The sequence below is a fragment of the Facklamia lactis genome (assembly GCF_015863205.1).
Taxonomy (GTDB): domain Bacteria; phylum Bacillota; class Bacilli; order Lactobacillales; family Aerococcaceae; genus Facklamia; species Facklamia lactis.
Window position 1 is genome coordinate 270,193 of sequence record NZ_JACBXQ010000001.1, and the last position, 16,988, is coordinate 287,180.

Consider the following 16,988-nt stretch of genomic DNA (forward strand, 5'->3'; position numbering starts at 1 on the left):
AGTCTATCTTCTCCAGACTAAAAAAGCACCTCCTACAAAGGAGATGCTTTACGCATAAGTTGTTTATTATTCTTTAACGGGCTGTTCTGATGTTAAATAGATGTCTGACCACTGGAGATCGTTTCCAATTGCAACATCATAAGTTGACACGCGTTTATTCACTGCGAATAAGTCATATTGCCAGAAGGTTGGATAAGTTGGCAGTTCATCCATCATCATCTTTTGCCAATCCGCATACGCTTGAGCACGGAATTCATCGTCGAATGAATCATCTGAATTCAGACGATCTAAAATTTCATTATGCTCTTCTGTTTGCCAGCGCGGGAAGTTGAATTCAGCTTCTGGACCATAGAGATTAGTTGGATTTGGATCTCCACCCATGCCCCATGCAGCTCCATAGACATGGACTTCAGGATCATCATTTTGGATTCGCTCATAGAATGAGTTAAACTCAATCAACTGACCATCTAATAATTGTACATTGAGGCCAATCGCATTCCAGGCCTGAATGTAATATTGAGCAATGGATTCATTAGTAGAGTTACCTGACATGGTCGCATAATTTAAAGTTAAAGGCTGACCCTTCGGATCTTCCACAAAACCATCACCATCTTTATCTTCAAAGCCAGCATCTGCTAATAATTTTTTGGCCCCTTCAGGGTCATATTCATAACCTTTGACTTCATCCGAAATGTATTCCGTAAAGTTAGGGGTAATATGTGATTGGGCCTGTTGTTGAATACCATAGTAGAAATTCTCTGAAACGGCCGGTAAATCTAAGGCCTTAGCCATGGCTTGACGCAAGGCTTTATTAGAAGTTGCTAACTCAGGATCATAAACGACTTCCTCTTTTTCAGCATCCCATTTCCCCATCTTGAAACCAATATAACTGTAAGAGTTAGTAATTCTTCCAATGACTGAGAAGTTACTTGCATCCGCAAAGGTCTCATATTCTGAGGAGGCTAATTGAGCAATATCAATATTACCAGCTTTTAATTCTGCTACAATTGACGTTGGATTCACGACTTTTAATTGAACTTTGTCTACAGCTGGACGATCTTTATAGTAATACTCATTAACAGCAAAAGTAACAGACTCACCTGGCGTAATTGACTCAACCTTGAAAGGACCAAAACCAACTGGTTTTGTTCTTACTGCTTCGGAATCTTCTAATTCAGCCACCGGTATTTCAGATAAGACATGTTCTGGCTCAATATAATGCGAAATTCCGCCCCCTGCTTGGATCATGGAGTTCGGGAATTCTTTATAAGTTACTTTCAGTGTATAATCATCAACACGTTCAAGACCTGAAATCTCATCCGCTTCACCATTATGGTATTCTTCCATACCTTCAACGTTCTCAAAGTCTACACCGTAACGAATCCCAGTATAATCAGGATGACCAATTACATAATAAGGAAAAATGACATCATCAATCGTAATATCTTCCCCATCATCCCATTTTTCCCCTTCTGGGATTGTAATCGTTACTTGCTTGTTTTCTTGATCAAGTTCTACTTGACCAAAGCCTTCATCATCATACTGAAAGTTCTCATCATAACCAAACAGACCCGGGTTGAAAAAGTTAATAACTTCTGAATCGGGTTGACCAGAATACAGCATATTATTTAATACTCCCGCAAAGGCTGTATCAGAGACTAGGGCATAATTTAAAGTTCCACCTTCAATTTTCTCCCCTTCATGCGTCACAGTACTTTCAAATTCAGGAGCCTGAGGTTTTTCTTCTTCTTGTGCAAAGACAGCTGGACTTGCTTGTGCCAAGAGAGCGGATAAAGTTAGGGCCGAGGCAAAAGCCGCAAAAACTTTTCTAATTTTTTTATTCAAGAGAATCCCTCCAATTATTATTTTATTATGTCCCTATAATATAGGAATTGTGTGAGAAATGCAAGAGAATCTTTAATTATAATTTCATTTTCAACTTATCTAAATCTTATTTTTATATAAAAATAGTGATAGAAGACTATCACTATTTTGAACTGTTAATTATTAACCTCTTCTTTGTTTAGAATCGGCAATTCGTTGGAAAGCTTGTCCGATGTAATTAATCGCCAACATCATGATTAAGACTAATAAGGCGGCCGGTAACCATACCCAAGTCTTATTCTCAATAATATCCGGCGAATTCGCATAACCAATCAAGGTTCCAAGAGACGGTGTTCCTACTGGCAAGCCAAATCCTAAGTAAGAAAGCCCTGTTTCAAGCCCGATGTTTCCAGCGAAAGACAAGGTTAAGTTTGTAATCATGAGAGAAGAAAGATTGGGCAGAAGTGAACCTAGCATAATCTTCCAATCCCTTGTTCCCATGGTCTTAGAAGCATGAATATAGTCTTTTGACCCCTCGCTTAAAGAGGCTGTTCTAACCAATCGAGTTTGTCCCATCCAGCCTAAGAGAGAAATGATGATAATCAGCGTCCATGGATTAAAACTTCTAACAATAGTAACAACCGCAATAATGATCATGATCGTTGGTAAGACTAACAAGAAGTCTACCACACGCATAATCATATCATCTACCAATCCTCCATAATAGCCAGCTGCTAAGCCGATGATGGTTCCTATCACAGCGGTGATAATCGTCACAGCCCAGGCAATAAGAAGAGAATTGCGGGTTCCTAAGACTAACTGTTGTAAGACGTCTCTACCTGATTCATCCGATCCCAAGATATAGCCTTTCTCTCCGGGTGGTGTATAACGATTAAAAATATCAACTGTATTGGCTGCAGTTTGATCTATAAATAATGGTGCAAAGATTGCTACTAGAACAATCAATAGAATTAAGACCAAGGAAAAGATTGCTAATTTATCTTTGGCAAATTCACGTCGAATGACTTCCCACCCCATAGGAGGAGTAGAAGCTTCAATTTGTTCTTCTAAGGCTGCTTCTTTAATAACTTGTTGTGGATTATTTTCTGCCATCTTATCCCTCCTATTTTATTCTGATTCGTGGGTCAACGAAGATCATAATAATATCTGATAATAAAGACCCCATTAGTGTCATAAAGCCTGAAATTAAAGTAATCGCAAGCATTACAGAAAAATCACGTAAACTAATTGATTCGACAAACAATTTCCCCATACCTGGATAAGTAAAGACATTCTCAATAAAAACAGATCCTCCAATTAAACCGGTAATAGTGAAGCCGAAGAAAGCTGCGATTGGTAGAATAGAATTTCTAAAGATATGTTTACGATAAATAACGGAGTCAGGAACCCCTTTAGCCTTAGCGGTTCTTACATAATCTTCACTCTTAGCATCAATGACACCCGTTCTAAGATATTGAATGGTTCCCGTGGTACTCAACAATGCCAACGTGATAGCCGGTAGAATCATGTGATAAAGCCGAGACATGGCAAATTCCATTGTTCCCGGCGTTAAGCCTGGTGAAACTGTCCCAGTTGTTGGGAACCAGCCCAATGTATATCCAAAAATCCAAATTAAAAATAACCCTAGCACAAAAGAAGGGATGGCATAAGAAATAAAGTTGTATAAGTTAACTGCCTTATCAAAGAATGATTCATTATAACGTCCTGCTAATAAACCTAAAGGTAAAGCAATAAGATAAGATAAAATGACAGTTAACAGAGAAAGCTGAATCGTGGGACTAATTCGCTGGCCAATAATCGACATCACAGGCTGACGATGATGCCAAGAACGTCCCCAATCTCCATTTAGAATTCCTGTAATCCAATCAATGTACCGTTGAGGCCAAGACTTATTCAAACCAAGTTGCTCACGCATAGCTTCTATTTGAGCAGGATCAAGATTAGGATCCAACATCCCTGTTAAAGCATCCCCAGGCATAAGCGCTCCTAGAACAAAAACAATGATACTTAATATAAAAATTTGCGGGATCATTAAGATGATCCGGCGTAGAATTGTTTTCCACATTTTATCGAATACCTCCTTCAACAGGTGTTGGAATATCTTTTAAAGCGACATAATGATCTTCATTCACTTTTTGAAGATCATATACTTTACCCTCACCATCAAAATATTGGCTAGCTTCTTCACGGTATTCTTTTTCAACACGTAAGCGATTAATCTTATTCTGTTCACGATTATTCGGATCAACCTGTGGAATTGCAGAAAGCAGACGCCGCGTATAAATATGTAAAGGATTAGAATAAATTTCTTGATTCGTTCCATACTCTGTGAAACGACCATGATACATAATAGCAATCTCATCGGACATATGCTTTACAACACCTAAATCATGCGAAATAAATAAATAAGAAACACCAAATTCATCTTGAATTCGTTGCATAAAGTTTAGGACTTGAGCTTGAACAGATAAGTCCAAAGCAGAAACCGGCTCATCAGCAATCACCAATTTTGGATTAAGTGCCACCGCTCGCGCTACTCCGATTCTTTGTCTCTGTCCACCTGAAAACTCGTGTGGATATTTATGCAGGGCCTCTTCGGTTAAACCTACAATTTCTAGTAATTCAATCGATTTGCGTTTTTCCTCATCAGAAGTCATATTACTAAAGTTCCGCATTGGCTCTGCCAAAATATCGATGATTCGTTTCTTAGGGTTAAATGATGATAGAGAATCTTGAAAAATCATTTGAACATTCCGACGATACTCAGAACGACGGCTTGTCGCAGAATTCGAAACATCTTGTCCTTCATAGATGATTCTTCCTTCAGTCAACTTTTCTAAACCAATAATTGCCTTACCAATCGTTGATTTACCAGATCCTGATTCTCCTACCAATCCATAAGTTTTGCCAGATTCAAAGCTCAGATTGACTCCATCCACAGCATAAACATGATCAGTTATTCGGTTGAAGAACCCTGAACGAATGGGATAGTGTACTTTTAAATTTTCAATCGTTAAGAATTCAGACATTATTCAACCTCCTCTGGGAAAAAGAAATGTTCGTGACAGGTACAACGAACGAAATGATCCGGCCCCACTTCATGCAATTGCGGATTCGTCTCATGAGCAGACTCATCAATCCAAGGGATCCGTTCTTTAAAACGACAACCCTGTCGAGGTAAGCGAGTAAGAGGCGGAACCACACCTTGAATAACATGAAGTTCTCCTTCTTCATCTACTACATCATTTGATTGAGGAATCGACTTCAATAATGAACGTGTATAAGGATGTTTAGGGTTATTAAAAATCTCCTGAACAGGTCCGATCTCAACAAACTGGCCTGCATACATCACCGCTACTCGATCGGCCGTTTCTGCTACGACTCCTAAATCATGTGTAATTAAAATAATACCTGATTCGGTTTCATCTTGAATTTCATTTAATAAGTCTAAAATTTGCGCTTGTATGGTGACATCTAGAGCGGTTGTCGGTTCATCCGCAATGATAATCGGCGGTTTACAAGATAAAGCAATGGCAATAATCACCCGCTGTCTCATTCCTCCTGATAACTCATGTGGATATTGCTTAGCCATTCTTTCTGGATAAGTAATTCCTACTTGATCGAGCAACTCAATCACTCGATGCTTCCTTTGCTCCTTGTTTAATTTAGTATGATAATATAGGGCTTCTTCGATTTGAGCTCCTATCGTCATTAAAGGGTTCAATGAAGCTAAAGGATCTTGAAAGATCATTCCAATGTCATTACCACGAATTTTGTTATAATCTACTTCGCTATATTCTACTAAATTATCATCATTATAGATAATTTCGCCCGTAATTTTGGTGTTTTTACGATTATGTAGGCCAATAATAGCCGTCGCAAGTGTCGATTTACCACAACCTGATTCCCCGACGATTGCTAATTTTTCATTCCTTGATAAGGTAAAAGAAACACCGTCCACCGCATCAAAGTAGTTATCCTTGATCCGGAAACCAGTGTGTAGGTCTTTTACTTCTAATAAAACATTCTTCGAATCCATTCTAATCCTCCTAATTAAATAATTGATGTCATACGATTATTGATTGTTTTTTAATTGGTCAATATAATCGACAGCATCTTTAATATTATTTAATTTTTCGATTTTTTCATCTTCGAATTCAATGCTATATTGGTCTTCTAACTCCATCACAAATTCAACAATATCGAGTGAATCTGCACCTAGATCTTCAAAAGTCATTTCTTCTGTTACGGAATCTTCAGCCACTCCAAAACGGTCTACGATTAAAGTTTTTACATTTTCAAATATTTCCTGTTTATTGGACATTTTATTACCTCCTTCATATATTAACATTACTTTGATTTTACCTATAAAATTCTAATGTGTCTATCATTATTTTAATCTTGATTAAAATATTCTTTCATTTTTTCGACTGCTTTTGAATCGACAATTTGTCTTGCCTGGCGAATCGCATTATAAATTGCTTCTGAATCTGAAGAACCATGTGCTTTAATAACAGGGTGTTTTACCCCGAGAAGCACCGCTCCTCCCTGTTTAGTATCATCAAATTTCTCTGCCATACTTTTCAAAGAAGATTTAACCAAAAGAGCCCCTAATTTAGTCTTAACCCCAGAATTCATGAGAGAATCTTTTAAAACTTTAAAAATATTTTTTGCCGTTCCTTCTAACGTTTTTAGGATGGCATTTCCAGTAAAACCATCAGTGATTGCAATATCCAGAGAGCCTGTTAATAATTCTTTGGCTTCTACATTGCCAATAAAGTGGATCGAGGGATCATTGTTTAATAAGTCGAATGCTTCTTTACGCAAATCATCACCCTTGCCTTCTTCAGTTCCATTATTAAGTAAACCGATTCGAGGTTTTTGAATCCCCAAAACATTCTGAGCATAATAATTCGCAAGGATGGCATGTTGGTGAAGTTGAATTGCTTTAGAATCTGCATTTGCTCCTGCATCCATTAAAATAAATTGGGGAGAATCCGGATTAACAGTTGGAATAATTGGCATTAAACCTGGTCGGTCAATTCCTTTAATTCGGCCGACGATTAAAAGCCCCGCACTTAAAAGGGCCCCAGTGTTACCTGCAGACAACAAGACATCCGTCTTTCCTTCTCTTACGGAACGCGCCGCCACTACCATTGAGGAATCTTTTTTAGAGCGTATGGCTTTAACAGGTTCATCTTCGCCGGTAATGATTTCGGTTGTTTCAGTTATTTTTACGCGGTCATTATCTTTTAAATAAGTTTTAATTGCCTCTGTATCTCCGAATAAATGGATTTCTAGATCTTCAAATTCTTGAAGAGCCTTATTAACCCCTTCCACAACTGATTGGGGAGCATTGTCGCCACCCATAGCATCTATTGCTAGTTTAATCATATTATTCCTCCTCATTTAAACTTCAATTGGCTGCTTTTCAGCATATTCGATTAATTTTTGTCTTTCTTCATTTGTTATTATATTTTTTTGAGTAAATATTTCTTGAACCGCTTGATAAGCCGCTTGCATAATCTCCGGGAATTCAAGTGGATTTCCTACTTGAAACATTGGGATACCACTCTGGCTTCTTCCTAACAAGTCACCCATTCCTCGAATTTTTAAATCTGCTTCTGACAAGTCAAAACCATTTTGACTTTTAACCATTTGTTCAATCCGTTCTTTTCCCTGCTGGGTCGTGGGATTAGCAATCAAAAAACAATAAGAAGCTAAATGACTCCGTCCGACTCGCCCCCGTAATTGGTGTAATTGAGCAAGCCCAAATCGTTCTGCTGATTGGATCACCATAACGGTTGCATTGGGAACGTCCACTCCCACTTCCACCATCGTGGTCGCTACTAAAATCTGAATTTGCTGCTCTTTGAATTGCTCCATGACTATTTTTTGTTCTTCTTTATTCATTTGCCCGTGCAAAGGAGCCACCTGAACGGCTGGAAATTTTTTACTCAGAACTGAAACAATATTTTGCACATTTTCGACTTCGCCGAGGTACTCTGATGCTTCGATAAGCGGAAGCACATAATATACTTGATGACCCAGACTGATTTCTTTCTCAATTCGATCATATACATGATCAATTTCATCTTCTTTAACGGCAACTGTCGAAATGGCTTGACGCCCACCCGGCAGTTCATCAATAGTAGAAACTGACATATCGGCATACAGTGTCTGTGCTAGACTTCTTGGGATCGGCGTTGCAGTCATTTGTAAAATATTAGCTAAATGGTTAGCATTAGCTTTTTCTAACAATTCTTGCCGCTGCCCTACGCCAAACCGATGCTGCTCATCAATCACAATATAAGCTAAGTTCTTGAACTTGACATAATCCTGGATGAGAGCATGAGTCCCTATTACAATCCGAATACGACCACTTGCTAATCCTTCAATTGTAGTTTTTTTGAGCTCCCGATTCATATCAGAGGTTAAAAGTTCGGCATGAAAGCCTACTGCTTCAAAATAACGATTAAAAGATTGATAATGCTGTTGAGCTAAAATTTCAGTTGGAACCATTAAAGCTGTTTGAAAGCCAGCTTGAACCACAGCTAACATGGTAATAAAAGCAACTAGAGTTTTACCGCTTCCCACATCTCCTTGTAGTAAACGTTTCATCGGATAAGTGGACAACAAATCAACACAAATCTCATTCACAGCTTTCTTCTGTGCAGCCGTTAGCTCAAAAGGAATAATTTTAATCGCTTGACGTAGCTCGTCTACAGGGTAATCAATCTTTTGCCCCCTAAGATGCTGACGTTGATAACGAGCGGATTGTAACTTCCATTGATAGAGGAAAAAATCTTGGAAAATAATTTTCTTTTTAGCTGCTTCTTGCTCTTCAGAATTTGATGGGAAGTGCATGGCTTTTAAAGCTTGTTGTAACGGTATTAGATGAAATCTTTGATTCAAATAATTAGGAATTATTTCTTCAATTGAAGCGCTGTAGTCTTCAAAGGCTTGATGAATCGCCTTAACGATTTGCCCTTGCTTTAAAGATTGCGTACTACGATAAATGGGGGAGAAATCTTCCCCCGCTGTCTGATTAATTAATTTAGTCCCCATTAACTGTTGCGATGCTTCTTGCCACTTGCCATAAATCGCTCGCATTTGACCCGCTTGGATGTGTTTTTTTAAATAGGGCTGGTTAAAGAATGTCACTTGAATAATATGATAGGAATCAACTGCCATTTTAAAAGACAAACGACTTTTTTTTCTACCAAAATAGGAAACAGTTGGGTCCGTAATCACTTTGCCAACCAAGGCCACTTTCTCTTGATCCAATAGTGAATTAAGTTCTCGAGCTTGTAAGTCTTCAAAGCGAAAAGGAAAATGAAACATCAGATCTCTAATCGTGTAGATTCCTATACTTTGAAATAAAGTGGCTGTTTTGGGTCCGACGCCTTTCAAATGATTAATCGTTGCATTCCAATCTTGTGTGTGACTCAAGCTCTCACCTCCTTAATTATAAAATAATTCACCACTAATAATAGTGGTGAATTATCGTATCATTCAGACTAGTCAACCGTTACAAAATAATTATAAACCGGTTGATCTCCCTGAATAAATTCAAATTCAAGATCAGAGTTTTCTAAGCTTAGTGCTTCAGCAACTGAATTCGCTACTTCTTCCTCACCATTTTCACCGATAATGATGGTTACAAGTTCTGAATCATCTTCTAACATTCGTTTGATGAGATCTGAAAGGACCGTTTCAAGACTTGGATCTGCATACACAATATCTCCATCTAAAATTCCCATAAAATCATTTTCTTTAATGGTTAAGCCATCAATTTCAGTATCTCGAATGGCATGAGTAATTTGGCCTGAAGACACCGTAGCAATATATTCTGTCATAGCGATTTGATTCTCGTCAATATTCTGTTCCGGATTAAACATTAACATTGCAGCAATTCCTTGGTTGATAGAACGAGTAGGAACAACTTTAGTTGGAACCTCACTTACTTCAGCAGCTTGTTCGGCAGCCATCACAATATTTTTGTTATTTGGCAGAAGAATAATATTATGAGCATTAACTGTTTCAATCGCTTTTATAAAGTCTTCAGTGGAAGGATTCATTGTCTGTCCCCCCGCAATCACATAGTCAACCCCGATTGACTCAAACAATTCAATCAGTCCTTGACCAGAAGCTACCCCAATAATAGCATACTCCTTCGTATGATGACTCTTTGCCTGTTTAGACTGAATCGCTTCTTCTTGTCCCTCAAGAGCTCGTACTTGCTCTCGCATATTATCAACTTTAATTTTGATCAATTCACCAAACTCTTGGCCCAGTTGCATAATTTCACCTGGATTTTCAGTATGAATGTGAACTTTGACAATTTCATCATCTGCCACTACTAATAGAGAATCCCCTTTTTGATCCAAAGTATGACGAAATTCTTCATAATCAAAGGTCTTTTTAAGTCCCTCTCCTTGGCCAATACGTACCATAATTTCAGTACAGAAACCGAAAGTAATGTCCTCCATTGACATAGGGTGTTCATTCATTTCATCAAAAATTGCATGGGCATGTTGTGAGTCGTTTGAAGTGTCTTTCTCATCTTCAATCACTTCACCCGTTAAAGCAGCCAAAAAGCCTTCATAAATACATAGTAAACCTTTTCCACCAGAATCCACTACTCCCACTTGTTTCAATACTGGCAGTAAATCAGGAGTTTTGTCTAAAGACTCTTGAGCACCTCTCACGATAGAGCGCATGATCTCGATGATATCATCCGTTTTTTGTGCTTTCTTTTCTCCTCGGATAGCGGACTCTCTAGCTACTGTAAGGATCGTTCCTTCAACTGGTTTCATGACCGCTTTATAAGCTGACTCTACCCCGCCCATGAAGGCTTGAGCAAAAGCAGTACCATCTAAATTTTCTTCATCTTTAATGGCTTGAGAAAAACCTCGGAAAATTTGAGAGAGGATTACACCAGAATTCCCCCTTGCTCCCATTAAAAGACCTTTCGCAACCGATCCTGCTAACTCACCCACATGCAGGCTCGAATTAGATCGCATTTTCTCAACGCCTGATTGGAACGACATATTCATATTTGTCCCAGTGTCCCCATCAGGCACAGGAAACACATTTAAAGAATTGACTAAATCAACATTAGCAGCTAAACGCTCTGCTCCCGCATTAAACATCTGTTTAAATTCAGATGACTTCATTATTTTAAGTTCCACTCTTTGCCTCCTAACACAATCTTAATCGATTGTTACTCCTTGTACATGAACATTTACAAATGATAATTCAAACCCTAATAATTGCTCAACATTATATTTTACGGCTTGCTGAATATTCTGGCAAATCACTGAAATTTTAGTGCCATAAGATACAACAATATGAATATCAACAGTGACATTATCCCCATCTTGAGAAATGAGTACACCCTTGGAGTAGTTCTCTTTTTTTAGAATTTCTGTAAGATTGTCTCGGAAAAAGTGTTTACTCACCATTCCCACCACACCATAATTATCCGTAACGGCTGCCCCAACAATAGTTGCAATCACTTCATTAGTTAAGGTAATCTCGCCATTAGGCGTTTGGATATTAATTGCCATAGTGACTCCTCCTTCTTAGTATCTTTAATAGTTTAGCATAAAATGCCAAATTAGGCATCTATATTATTTATTATTCGATTTGTTAGACATCCTGTCAATAGTTGAACTTCATAAAATTCTCTTGATTCAAATAGCTAATTATGATAAATTAGTTTGGTATGAAATGTAGTATTATAACTTACTACAAGGAAAAGGAGGCAAAAATATGGCTAAAGAATGTTATTTTTCAGGACGCAAAGCTGTTTCAGGAAACGCTCGTTCTCACTCAATGCATAAATCAAAACGTCGTTTTGGTGCAAACTTACAAAAAGTACGCGTAATGATCGATGGAAAGCCTAAAAAAGTTTGGGTATCTGCTCGTGCCTTAAAATCAGGTAAAGTAGAACGCGCTTAAAAAAAACGTCAGCCAGGCTGACGTTTTTTTATTTATTTATTCTTTTCCAAAATAACAAAGACAATTCCCTCTTTAAACGAAAGTTGTACCTCATGATTATGAGACACAAATTCATTACTAATTAAAGCACGTGGATAAGCAAAGTCTGTAGCAGATAGTTCATACTTCGCCCCTACAATTTCAAGCGCTTTAACCGGTGTTGCTGAGATAATCGAAAGATAAACACAATCATTTTGATTCTCTAACAGATGCTGGCCTGGCCCTAAAATTCTAATCAAGCGATCTCGATCAAAAAAAGTTAATCGATTCACTAAACTTTGATATCTGGGCTGATGAATCATCCATAAATTAGCCACGAGATGATCCAGACGTCCATCACTTGCCGTCCCTCCAAAAATAAAATATTCAACTTCCTGACTACTCTCTATTGATAGGGCCACTGATAAAGCTAATTCCATATCCGTATCATCTTTAATTGGAGAAGTTTGATAAAAATAGCTAGCGTTTTCTCGTATTCTTAATAATTCCTGCTCATCTACTGAGTCAAAATCGCCTACTGCATGGTCAAGTTGAAAACCTTGATCCACTAAATATAAAGCGCCCCGATCCACACCGATTAACACAGAAGCATCATCAAGTTCTTTTAAGGCTGAAATTTTTTGCTTATAAGGAGGCTGAGCTCCCCCACAAATAATCATTACTTCCATTACTTTCCTCTTAACGAGGCAATTGCTGCCTTTCGATCTGCTTGTTTAAAGATATAAGAGCCCGCTACAAGTACATCGGCCCCTGCTTCTAGACAGAGTTGACCCGTTTCCTCATTGACGCCCCCATCCACTTCGATTTCATAATGATAGGATGAATTTGTTTGACGCCAATCGGCTAATTGTTTTATTTTATCAAGACTAGAATGAATAAATTTCTGTCCTCCAAAACCAGGATTGACACTCATTACAAGAGCCAAATCGATCATATCTAAAAGTGGAATCATTGTATCCACTGAGGTACCAGGATTGACTGCAAGCCCAGCTTTACAACCCAATTCTTTTATTTTCTGAATAGCAGAATGAATATGCAAGGTTGATTCCACATGAATTGTTATAATATCTGCACCCGCCTTCACAACCATCTCAAAATATCGCTCTGGTTCAGTCACCATCATATGGCAATCAAAGACTAATTGACTTTGAGAACGTAGCCCAGCATAAATCATAGGTCCATATGAAATATTAGGAACAAATTGTCCATCCATTAAATCCAGATGTAAATAATCTGCTCCTCCTTCTTCTACGATCCGAATATCTTCAGCTAAACGATTAAAATCCGCACTCAACATCGATGGGGCAATTTTCATAATGATTCTCCTTTATTAATATTTTGGTTTTCTTTGTTCAATTTTTTCGAAAATTTGAAGATAATTACGATAACGAGACAAGGCAATGTTTCCGTTATCTACTTCTTTTTTTACTTGGCAATGAGGTTCATTGACATGCATACATGACCGAAAACGACAATTATAACTGGCCTCTCTAATCTCAGGAAAAGCATTCGCAAGTTCTTCATTTTGGATTTGGTCAAAATCAACTGATGAAAAACCTGGTGTATCAGCTAATAGACCTTCATGGTACCGATATAAAGTGACTTCACGGGTCGTATGTTTCCCACGATTAAGTGAGTCACTAATTTCTGCTGTATTAATCAAGGCGGTCGGAATTAATTGGTTGAGCAATGTTGATTTACCTACACCAGATTGCCCCATTACGACATAGGTCCCTTCAGTAATAGCATTCTTAAGTGTATCCAAGCGATCTGAACTCTGATCAATTTCATAGACTTGATAACCAATCGAATGGTAGAGAGCCTTAATTTCTTCTAATCTCTCTTGCGCCTTCTGATTTCCTAACTGCTGACAAAGTAAGTCATATTTACTGAGAACAATGAGAGGTTCGATCTGATGAGACTCCACCGAAACTAGAAAATAATCTAATAAATTATAAGAAAATTCTGGCTCAGTCAAAGAAGTTACCACTAAGGCATAATCAACATTGGCCACATTTGGTCGCTTTAGTTCATTCTGTCTGGGTAAAATTTCAATTAATCGCCCAATCGATTGAGAGTCTTCTTCATCTAATTCAAATTTAACATAGTCTCCTACTAAGGGCTTCATTTGCAAATGACGAAAATTTCCTCTTGGTTTAGTAGCATAAGAATGATTCTCGCTCCAAACATAGTAGAAACCACTTATGGATTGATAGATAATTCCCGTTAATACAGTATATTCTTGTTTATTATCTGACATATGTCCCTCCTTTTATTCTCTTTCTGACTCCTTCTCTCTAAGCATATCATTTCAAACAATAAAAGCACATAGAATCTAATGATCAACCAGTCTCTATGTGCTTTCTTTTTTTTATTCTTCCGTTGCGGGATAAACTTCTGAACTTTCAGCTATAACCTCGCCATCACGAAGGATCCGATATTGTCCGGTTCCATCTGTTGGAATATAAAGGGTTAACTGTAATTCCTCAGATTCTGTGATCTCAAATTCTCTGGCAACTTCATTAATATTATTACGTTCATCCCCAATTTGAACTTGAATTAAGTTTGGCAAAGGTTTCTCTTCATCAAAGTCATTTTCAGCATATTTAGGAACATATTCAAGATAAACCGTTTCGATTGCTGCTACGACGTCTGTTTCCTCTTTTCCTTGTGAGACGGTCACTTTAATGGTATCCCCATTGATAATAGGTGAACCCGAAAGAGGTTCTTGCTCAATGATTTGTCCTTCTGGTATGAAGGAATGGTATTCATAGGTTTCTTCTACGTATAAGCCATAAGTATCGGCAAACTTGTGCACCATTTCAATTGAAAGATTATAAAAATCCTGCATGGTCGTATCTTCTACGTAGGAACCAATAACAAGCGTAATCGTCGTATCTTCAGGGACAACTTCTTCCCCTGGTTCAAGATTTTGTTCGAGAATTTTGCCCGATTCTTCCTGACTAGAAGCTAGATAACGAAGGTCCACAATGAAACCTGCATCAATCAGATCTCGCCTAACGGGTTCATATTCTTTGTCAACGTAATCACCTATCTTAACTCGTGGCTTGCCATCACTTAACTTCAGCTGAACAGAACTATTTCGATCCACGCGTTCTCCCGCTTTTGGATCTGTTTCAATAATTTGTCCACGAGGAATTGATTCATCAAAAACAACCTCTGTTTTACCAATCGACAGATCATTCTCTGACAAAACTTTTTCAGCTTGAGATTGATCCATCTCAGCTAAATCTGGGACATTCACACTGCCCGTAATGAATTGATAAGCAAAAAAGATCGCTAATCCTAAAAGGATTGAGATTAAGGAGAAGAATAAAATCCTCATAATTCGACCCCGGCTAGGGAATTTAACTTTATTTGGCTGATCAAAACTAGGATATAACTCTTCATTTAAGGGCTCGGGTGCCTCAACTTGTTCTGCTAAGATTTTTTCTGCTTGTGATAAGGGTTGAATAGAACTAAATTGCTCTGATTCGTCTCCTTGACTCTTAGGATTAAAAGTCTGTTCATTGATACGGTTACTACTTAGACAAGTTGATAGATCATTGAACATATCTTGCGCTGATTTATAGCGATCCTGTGGTTGTTTAGCAGTGGCACGTAAAACGACATTTTCAAGACTTTGGGGAACATAGTCCAATTTTTCACGAATTCTTGGAAAGGGCTCTTGGAAATGCTTCAAAGCGATTGAAACGGCTGATTCTCCATCATGTGGAACCTTTCCTGTAATTAATTCATATAGTACAACACCCATTGCATAGATATCAGATTTAGTCGCCGCACTAGATCCGCGAGCCTGTTCTGGTGACAAATAATGAACGGAACCTAGCAGGGTATTAGTCTGAGTAATCGACGTATCAGACAAGGCAACGGCAATACCGAAGTCGGTAATTTTAACAATATTATCTTTTGTAATCATGACATTCTGAGGCTTTATATCTCGATGAATAATTCGGTTACGGTGAGCAACTCCAATTCCAGCCACAATTTGACACATGATCGCAACGACTAATTCTAATGAAACCGGGGCATTTTCTTTAATAAAAGATTTTAAGTCCTGTCCCTCAACATATTCCATTACGATATACTGTTGATTTTCATGCTCATCCACATCATAAACTTCTACAATGTTAGGATGAAGAAGCTGGCTAGCTGAGATAGCTTCCCTTTGAAATCTCTTGATTGCATCTTGATTCTCTTGGAAGTCATAACGTAAAACTTTGACTGCCACTTTCCGATCTAAGATTAAATCATGGGCAAGGAAAACATTAGCCATTCCTCCTTGCCCAATTAAAGAGTTCAAGACATAACGATCTGATAATTTATCTCCAATTTCTATCATTACGCTTGTCCCCCTTTCTCATCAGCATGAGTCAGGTTTCGCACAAGGATAATTGTAATATTGTCAAGTCCTCCAGCATGATTAGCAGCATCAATGAGAACGGTTCCTATTTTTTTAATTTCTTTATGTTCTTGAATAATCTGAGTTATTTCTTCATCCGAGATCATATTACTTAAACCATCCGAACAAAGTAATAAAATTTCTATTTGATCACTTGCAAGATAATTGATTTCTGGTTCTGGACGACTAGGACTCCCAATCGATTGCGTCACCACGTTCCGACGAGGATGCTGTAAGCCCTCTTCTGGTGTGATTTCTCCAGATTTGATAAGCTCATTGACTAGGGAATGATCTTCCGTTAATTGTTCTAAATTCCCTTCATTATATGCATATGCCCTTGAATCACCGACATGGGCAATGATCACTTCGTCATTCACAATACTTGCTAATACTAAGGTCGTTCCCATTCCACCATAATCACTATCCTTATTGGATTCTGCTAGAATATAATCATTTACCTCTTCGATAATCATTCTTAGCCATTCTTCCATCGCCTTTCGGTCAAATTCTAAATCAATTTGCTCAAATTTTCGTCCGATGAACTCGGTCGTTTTGCGACTTGCAACATCTCCGGCTAAATTTCCACCTACTCCATCACATAATACAAGTAGGACTTGTTGGTTCTGTGAATAAAAATAATCTGCATAATCTTGATTGGAACTTCTTCTTTGACCAATACTTGAATGCACTGTAATATCCATAATTCACCTCATTA

16 protein-coding genes are annotated in these 16,988 nt (G+C 38.0%); 1 reads left to right on the forward strand and 15 read right to left on the reverse strand.

Annotated elements, in window-relative coordinates; translation table 11 throughout:
- Nucleotides 1-66: 66 nt before the first annotated feature.
- The 10 genes from HZY91_RS01205 to HZY91_RS01250 form a co-directional block, all read right to left on the reverse strand.
- Complete coding sequence (locus HZY91_RS01205) at nucleotides 67-1,845, reverse strand: oligopeptide ABC transporter substrate-binding protein (protein WP_197113891.1); 1,779 nt, start codon at nucleotides 1,843-1,845, stop codon at nucleotides 67-69.
- Between the two features lie 162 nt (nucleotides 1,846-2,007).
- Nucleotides 2,008-2,937: an ABC transporter permease gene (locus HZY91_RS01210; RefSeq protein ID WP_197113894.1), complete on the reverse strand. Its 930-nt coding sequence runs from the start codon at nucleotides 2,935-2,937 to the stop codon at nucleotides 2,008-2,010.
- Between the two features lie 10 nt (nucleotides 2,938-2,947).
- Nucleotides 2,948-3,910: an oligopeptide ABC transporter permease gene (opp4B, locus tag HZY91_RS01215; RefSeq protein WP_197113896.1), complete on the reverse strand. Its 963-nt coding sequence runs from the start codon at nucleotides 3,908-3,910 to the stop codon at nucleotides 2,948-2,950.
- A gap of 1 nt (nucleotide 3,911) precedes the next feature.
- On the reverse strand, nucleotides 3,912-4,874 hold the full coding sequence (locus HZY91_RS01220; RefSeq protein WP_197113899.1) for an ATP-binding cassette domain-containing protein: 963 nt from the start codon (nucleotides 4,872-4,874) through the stop codon (nucleotides 3,912-3,914).
- Nucleotides 4,874-5,884, reverse strand: a complete 1,011-nt coding sequence (locus HZY91_RS01225; protein WP_197113902.1) for an ABC transporter ATP-binding protein — start codon at nucleotides 5,882-5,884, stop codon at nucleotides 4,874-4,876. Before HZY91_RS01225 ends, HZY91_RS01220 begins: the two co-directional genes overlap by 1 nt.
- A 36-nt stretch (nucleotides 5,885-5,920) precedes the next feature.
- A complete protein-coding gene (gene acpP, locus HZY91_RS01230) occupies nucleotides 5,921-6,169 on the reverse strand; it encodes an acyl carrier protein (protein ID WP_197113905.1) in 249 nt (82 codons plus the stop codon).
- 71 nt (nucleotides 6,170-6,240) lie between these two features.
- A complete protein-coding gene (gene plsX, locus HZY91_RS01235) occupies nucleotides 6,241-7,239 on the reverse strand; it encodes a phosphate acyltransferase PlsX (protein WP_197113908.1) in 999 nt (332 codons plus the stop codon).
- 15 nt (nucleotides 7,240-7,254) lie between these two features.
- Nucleotides 7,255-9,297, reverse strand: coding sequence for an ATP-dependent DNA helicase RecG (gene recG / locus HZY91_RS01240; RefSeq protein WP_197113911.1), 2,043 nt, complete (start codon nucleotides 9,295-9,297; stop codon nucleotides 7,255-7,257).
- Nucleotides 9,298-9,365: 68 nt separating this feature from the next.
- Complete coding sequence (locus HZY91_RS01245) at nucleotides 9,366-11,039, reverse strand: DAK2 domain-containing protein (RefSeq protein ID WP_197113914.1); 1,674 nt, start codon at nucleotides 11,037-11,039, stop codon at nucleotides 9,366-9,368.
- A gap of 21 nt (nucleotides 11,040-11,060) precedes the next feature.
- Entirely contained in the window at nucleotides 11,061-11,417 is a 357-nt protein-coding gene (locus tag HZY91_RS01250; protein WP_197113917.1) for an Asp23/Gls24 family envelope stress response protein, read from the reverse strand.
- Nucleotides 11,418-11,622: 205 nt separating this feature from the next.
- On the opposite strand from HZY91_RS01250, the gene rpmB reads away from it, so the two are divergent.
- Complete coding sequence (gene rpmB, locus HZY91_RS01255) at nucleotides 11,623-11,811, forward strand: 50S ribosomal protein L28 (protein WP_197113920.1); 189 nt, start codon at nucleotides 11,623-11,625, stop codon at nucleotides 11,809-11,811.
- Between the two features lie 32 nt (nucleotides 11,812-11,843).
- On the opposite strand, the gene HZY91_RS01260 is transcribed toward rpmB, so the two are convergent.
- The 5 genes from HZY91_RS01260 to HZY91_RS01280 form a co-directional block, all read right to left on the reverse strand.
- Nucleotides 11,844-12,518: a thiamine diphosphokinase gene (locus HZY91_RS01260; RefSeq protein ID WP_197113923.1), complete on the reverse strand. Its 675-nt coding sequence runs from the start codon at nucleotides 12,516-12,518 to the stop codon at nucleotides 11,844-11,846.
- Nucleotides 12,518-13,165 (reverse strand): ribulose-phosphate 3-epimerase, encoded by a 648-nt coding sequence (rpe, locus tag HZY91_RS01265; RefSeq protein WP_197113925.1) that lies wholly within the window; start codon nucleotides 13,163-13,165, stop codon nucleotides 12,518-12,520. The genes HZY91_RS01260 and rpe overlap by 1 nt, the downstream gene beginning before the upstream one ends.
- Before the next feature lie 15 nt (nucleotides 13,166-13,180).
- Nucleotides 13,181-14,110, reverse strand: a complete 930-nt coding sequence (gene rsgA, locus HZY91_RS01270) for a ribosome small subunit-dependent GTPase A (RefSeq protein ID WP_197113927.1) — start codon at nucleotides 14,108-14,110, stop codon at nucleotides 13,181-13,183.
- Nucleotides 14,111-14,221: 111 nt separating this feature from the next.
- Nucleotides 14,222-16,213 carry a Stk1 family PASTA domain-containing Ser/Thr kinase gene (gene pknB / locus HZY91_RS01275; RefSeq protein ID WP_197113929.1) on the reverse strand — a complete coding sequence of 664 codons (1,992 nt, stop codon included), beginning with the start codon at nucleotides 16,211-16,213 and terminating at the stop codon, nucleotides 14,222-14,224.
- Nucleotides 16,213-16,974 carry a Stp1/IreP family PP2C-type Ser/Thr phosphatase gene (locus HZY91_RS01280; RefSeq protein ID WP_197113931.1) on the reverse strand — a complete coding sequence of 254 codons (762 nt, stop codon included), beginning with the start codon at nucleotides 16,972-16,974 and terminating at the stop codon, nucleotides 16,213-16,215. The genes pknB and HZY91_RS01280 overlap by 1 nt, the downstream gene beginning before the upstream one ends.
- Between the last annotated feature and the right edge of the window lie 14 nt (nucleotides 16,975-16,988).

Excerpts from the sequence above, each read along its gene's own strand:
- rpe (WP_197113925.1), bottom strand. The coding sequence starts at position 13,165 with ATGAAAATTGCCCCATCGATGTTGAGTGCGGATTTTAATCGTTTAGCT.
- pknB (WP_197113929.1), bottom strand. The coding sequence starts at position 16,213 with ATGATAGAAATTGGAGATAAATTATCAGATCGTTATGTCTTGAACTCT.
- HZY91_RS01225 (WP_197113902.1), bottom strand. The coding sequence starts at position 5,884 with ATGGATTCGAAGAATGTTTTATTAGAAGTAAAAGACCTACACACTGGT.
- opp4B (WP_197113896.1), bottom strand. The coding sequence starts at position 3,910 with ATGTGGAAAACAATTCTACGCCGGATCATCTTAATGATCCCGCAAATT.
- HZY91_RS01220 (WP_197113899.1), bottom strand. The coding sequence starts at position 4,874 with ATGTCTGAATTCTTAACGATTGAAAATTTAAAAGTACACTATCCCATT.
- HZY91_RS01250 (WP_197113917.1), bottom strand. The coding sequence starts at position 11,417 with ATGGCAATTAATATCCAAACGCCTAATGGCGAGATTACCTTAACTAAT.
- acpP (WP_197113905.1), bottom strand. The coding sequence starts at position 6,169 with ATGTCCAATAAACAGGAAATATTTGAAAATGTAAAAACTTTAATCGTA.
- plsX (WP_197113908.1), bottom strand. The coding sequence starts at position 7,239 with ATGATTAAACTAGCAATAGATGCTATGGGTGGCGACAATGCTCCCCAA.
- rpmB (WP_197113920.1), top strand. The coding sequence starts at position 11,623 with ATGGCTAAAGAATGTTATTTTTCAGGACGCAAAGCTGTTTCAGGAAAC.
- HZY91_RS01260 (WP_197113923.1), bottom strand. The coding sequence starts at position 12,518 with ATGGAAGTAATGATTATTTGTGGGGGAGCTCAGCCTCCTTATAAGCAA.
- HZY91_RS01210 (WP_197113894.1), bottom strand. The coding sequence starts at position 2,937 with ATGGCAGAAAATAATCCACAACAAGTTATTAAAGAAGCAGCCTTAGAA.
- HZY91_RS01280 (WP_197113931.1), bottom strand. The coding sequence starts at position 16,974 with ATGGATATTACAGTGCATTCAAGTATTGGTCAAAGAAGAAGTTCCAAT.
- rsgA (WP_197113927.1), bottom strand. The coding sequence starts at position 14,110 with ATGTCAGATAATAAACAAGAATATACTGTATTAACGGGAATTATCTAT.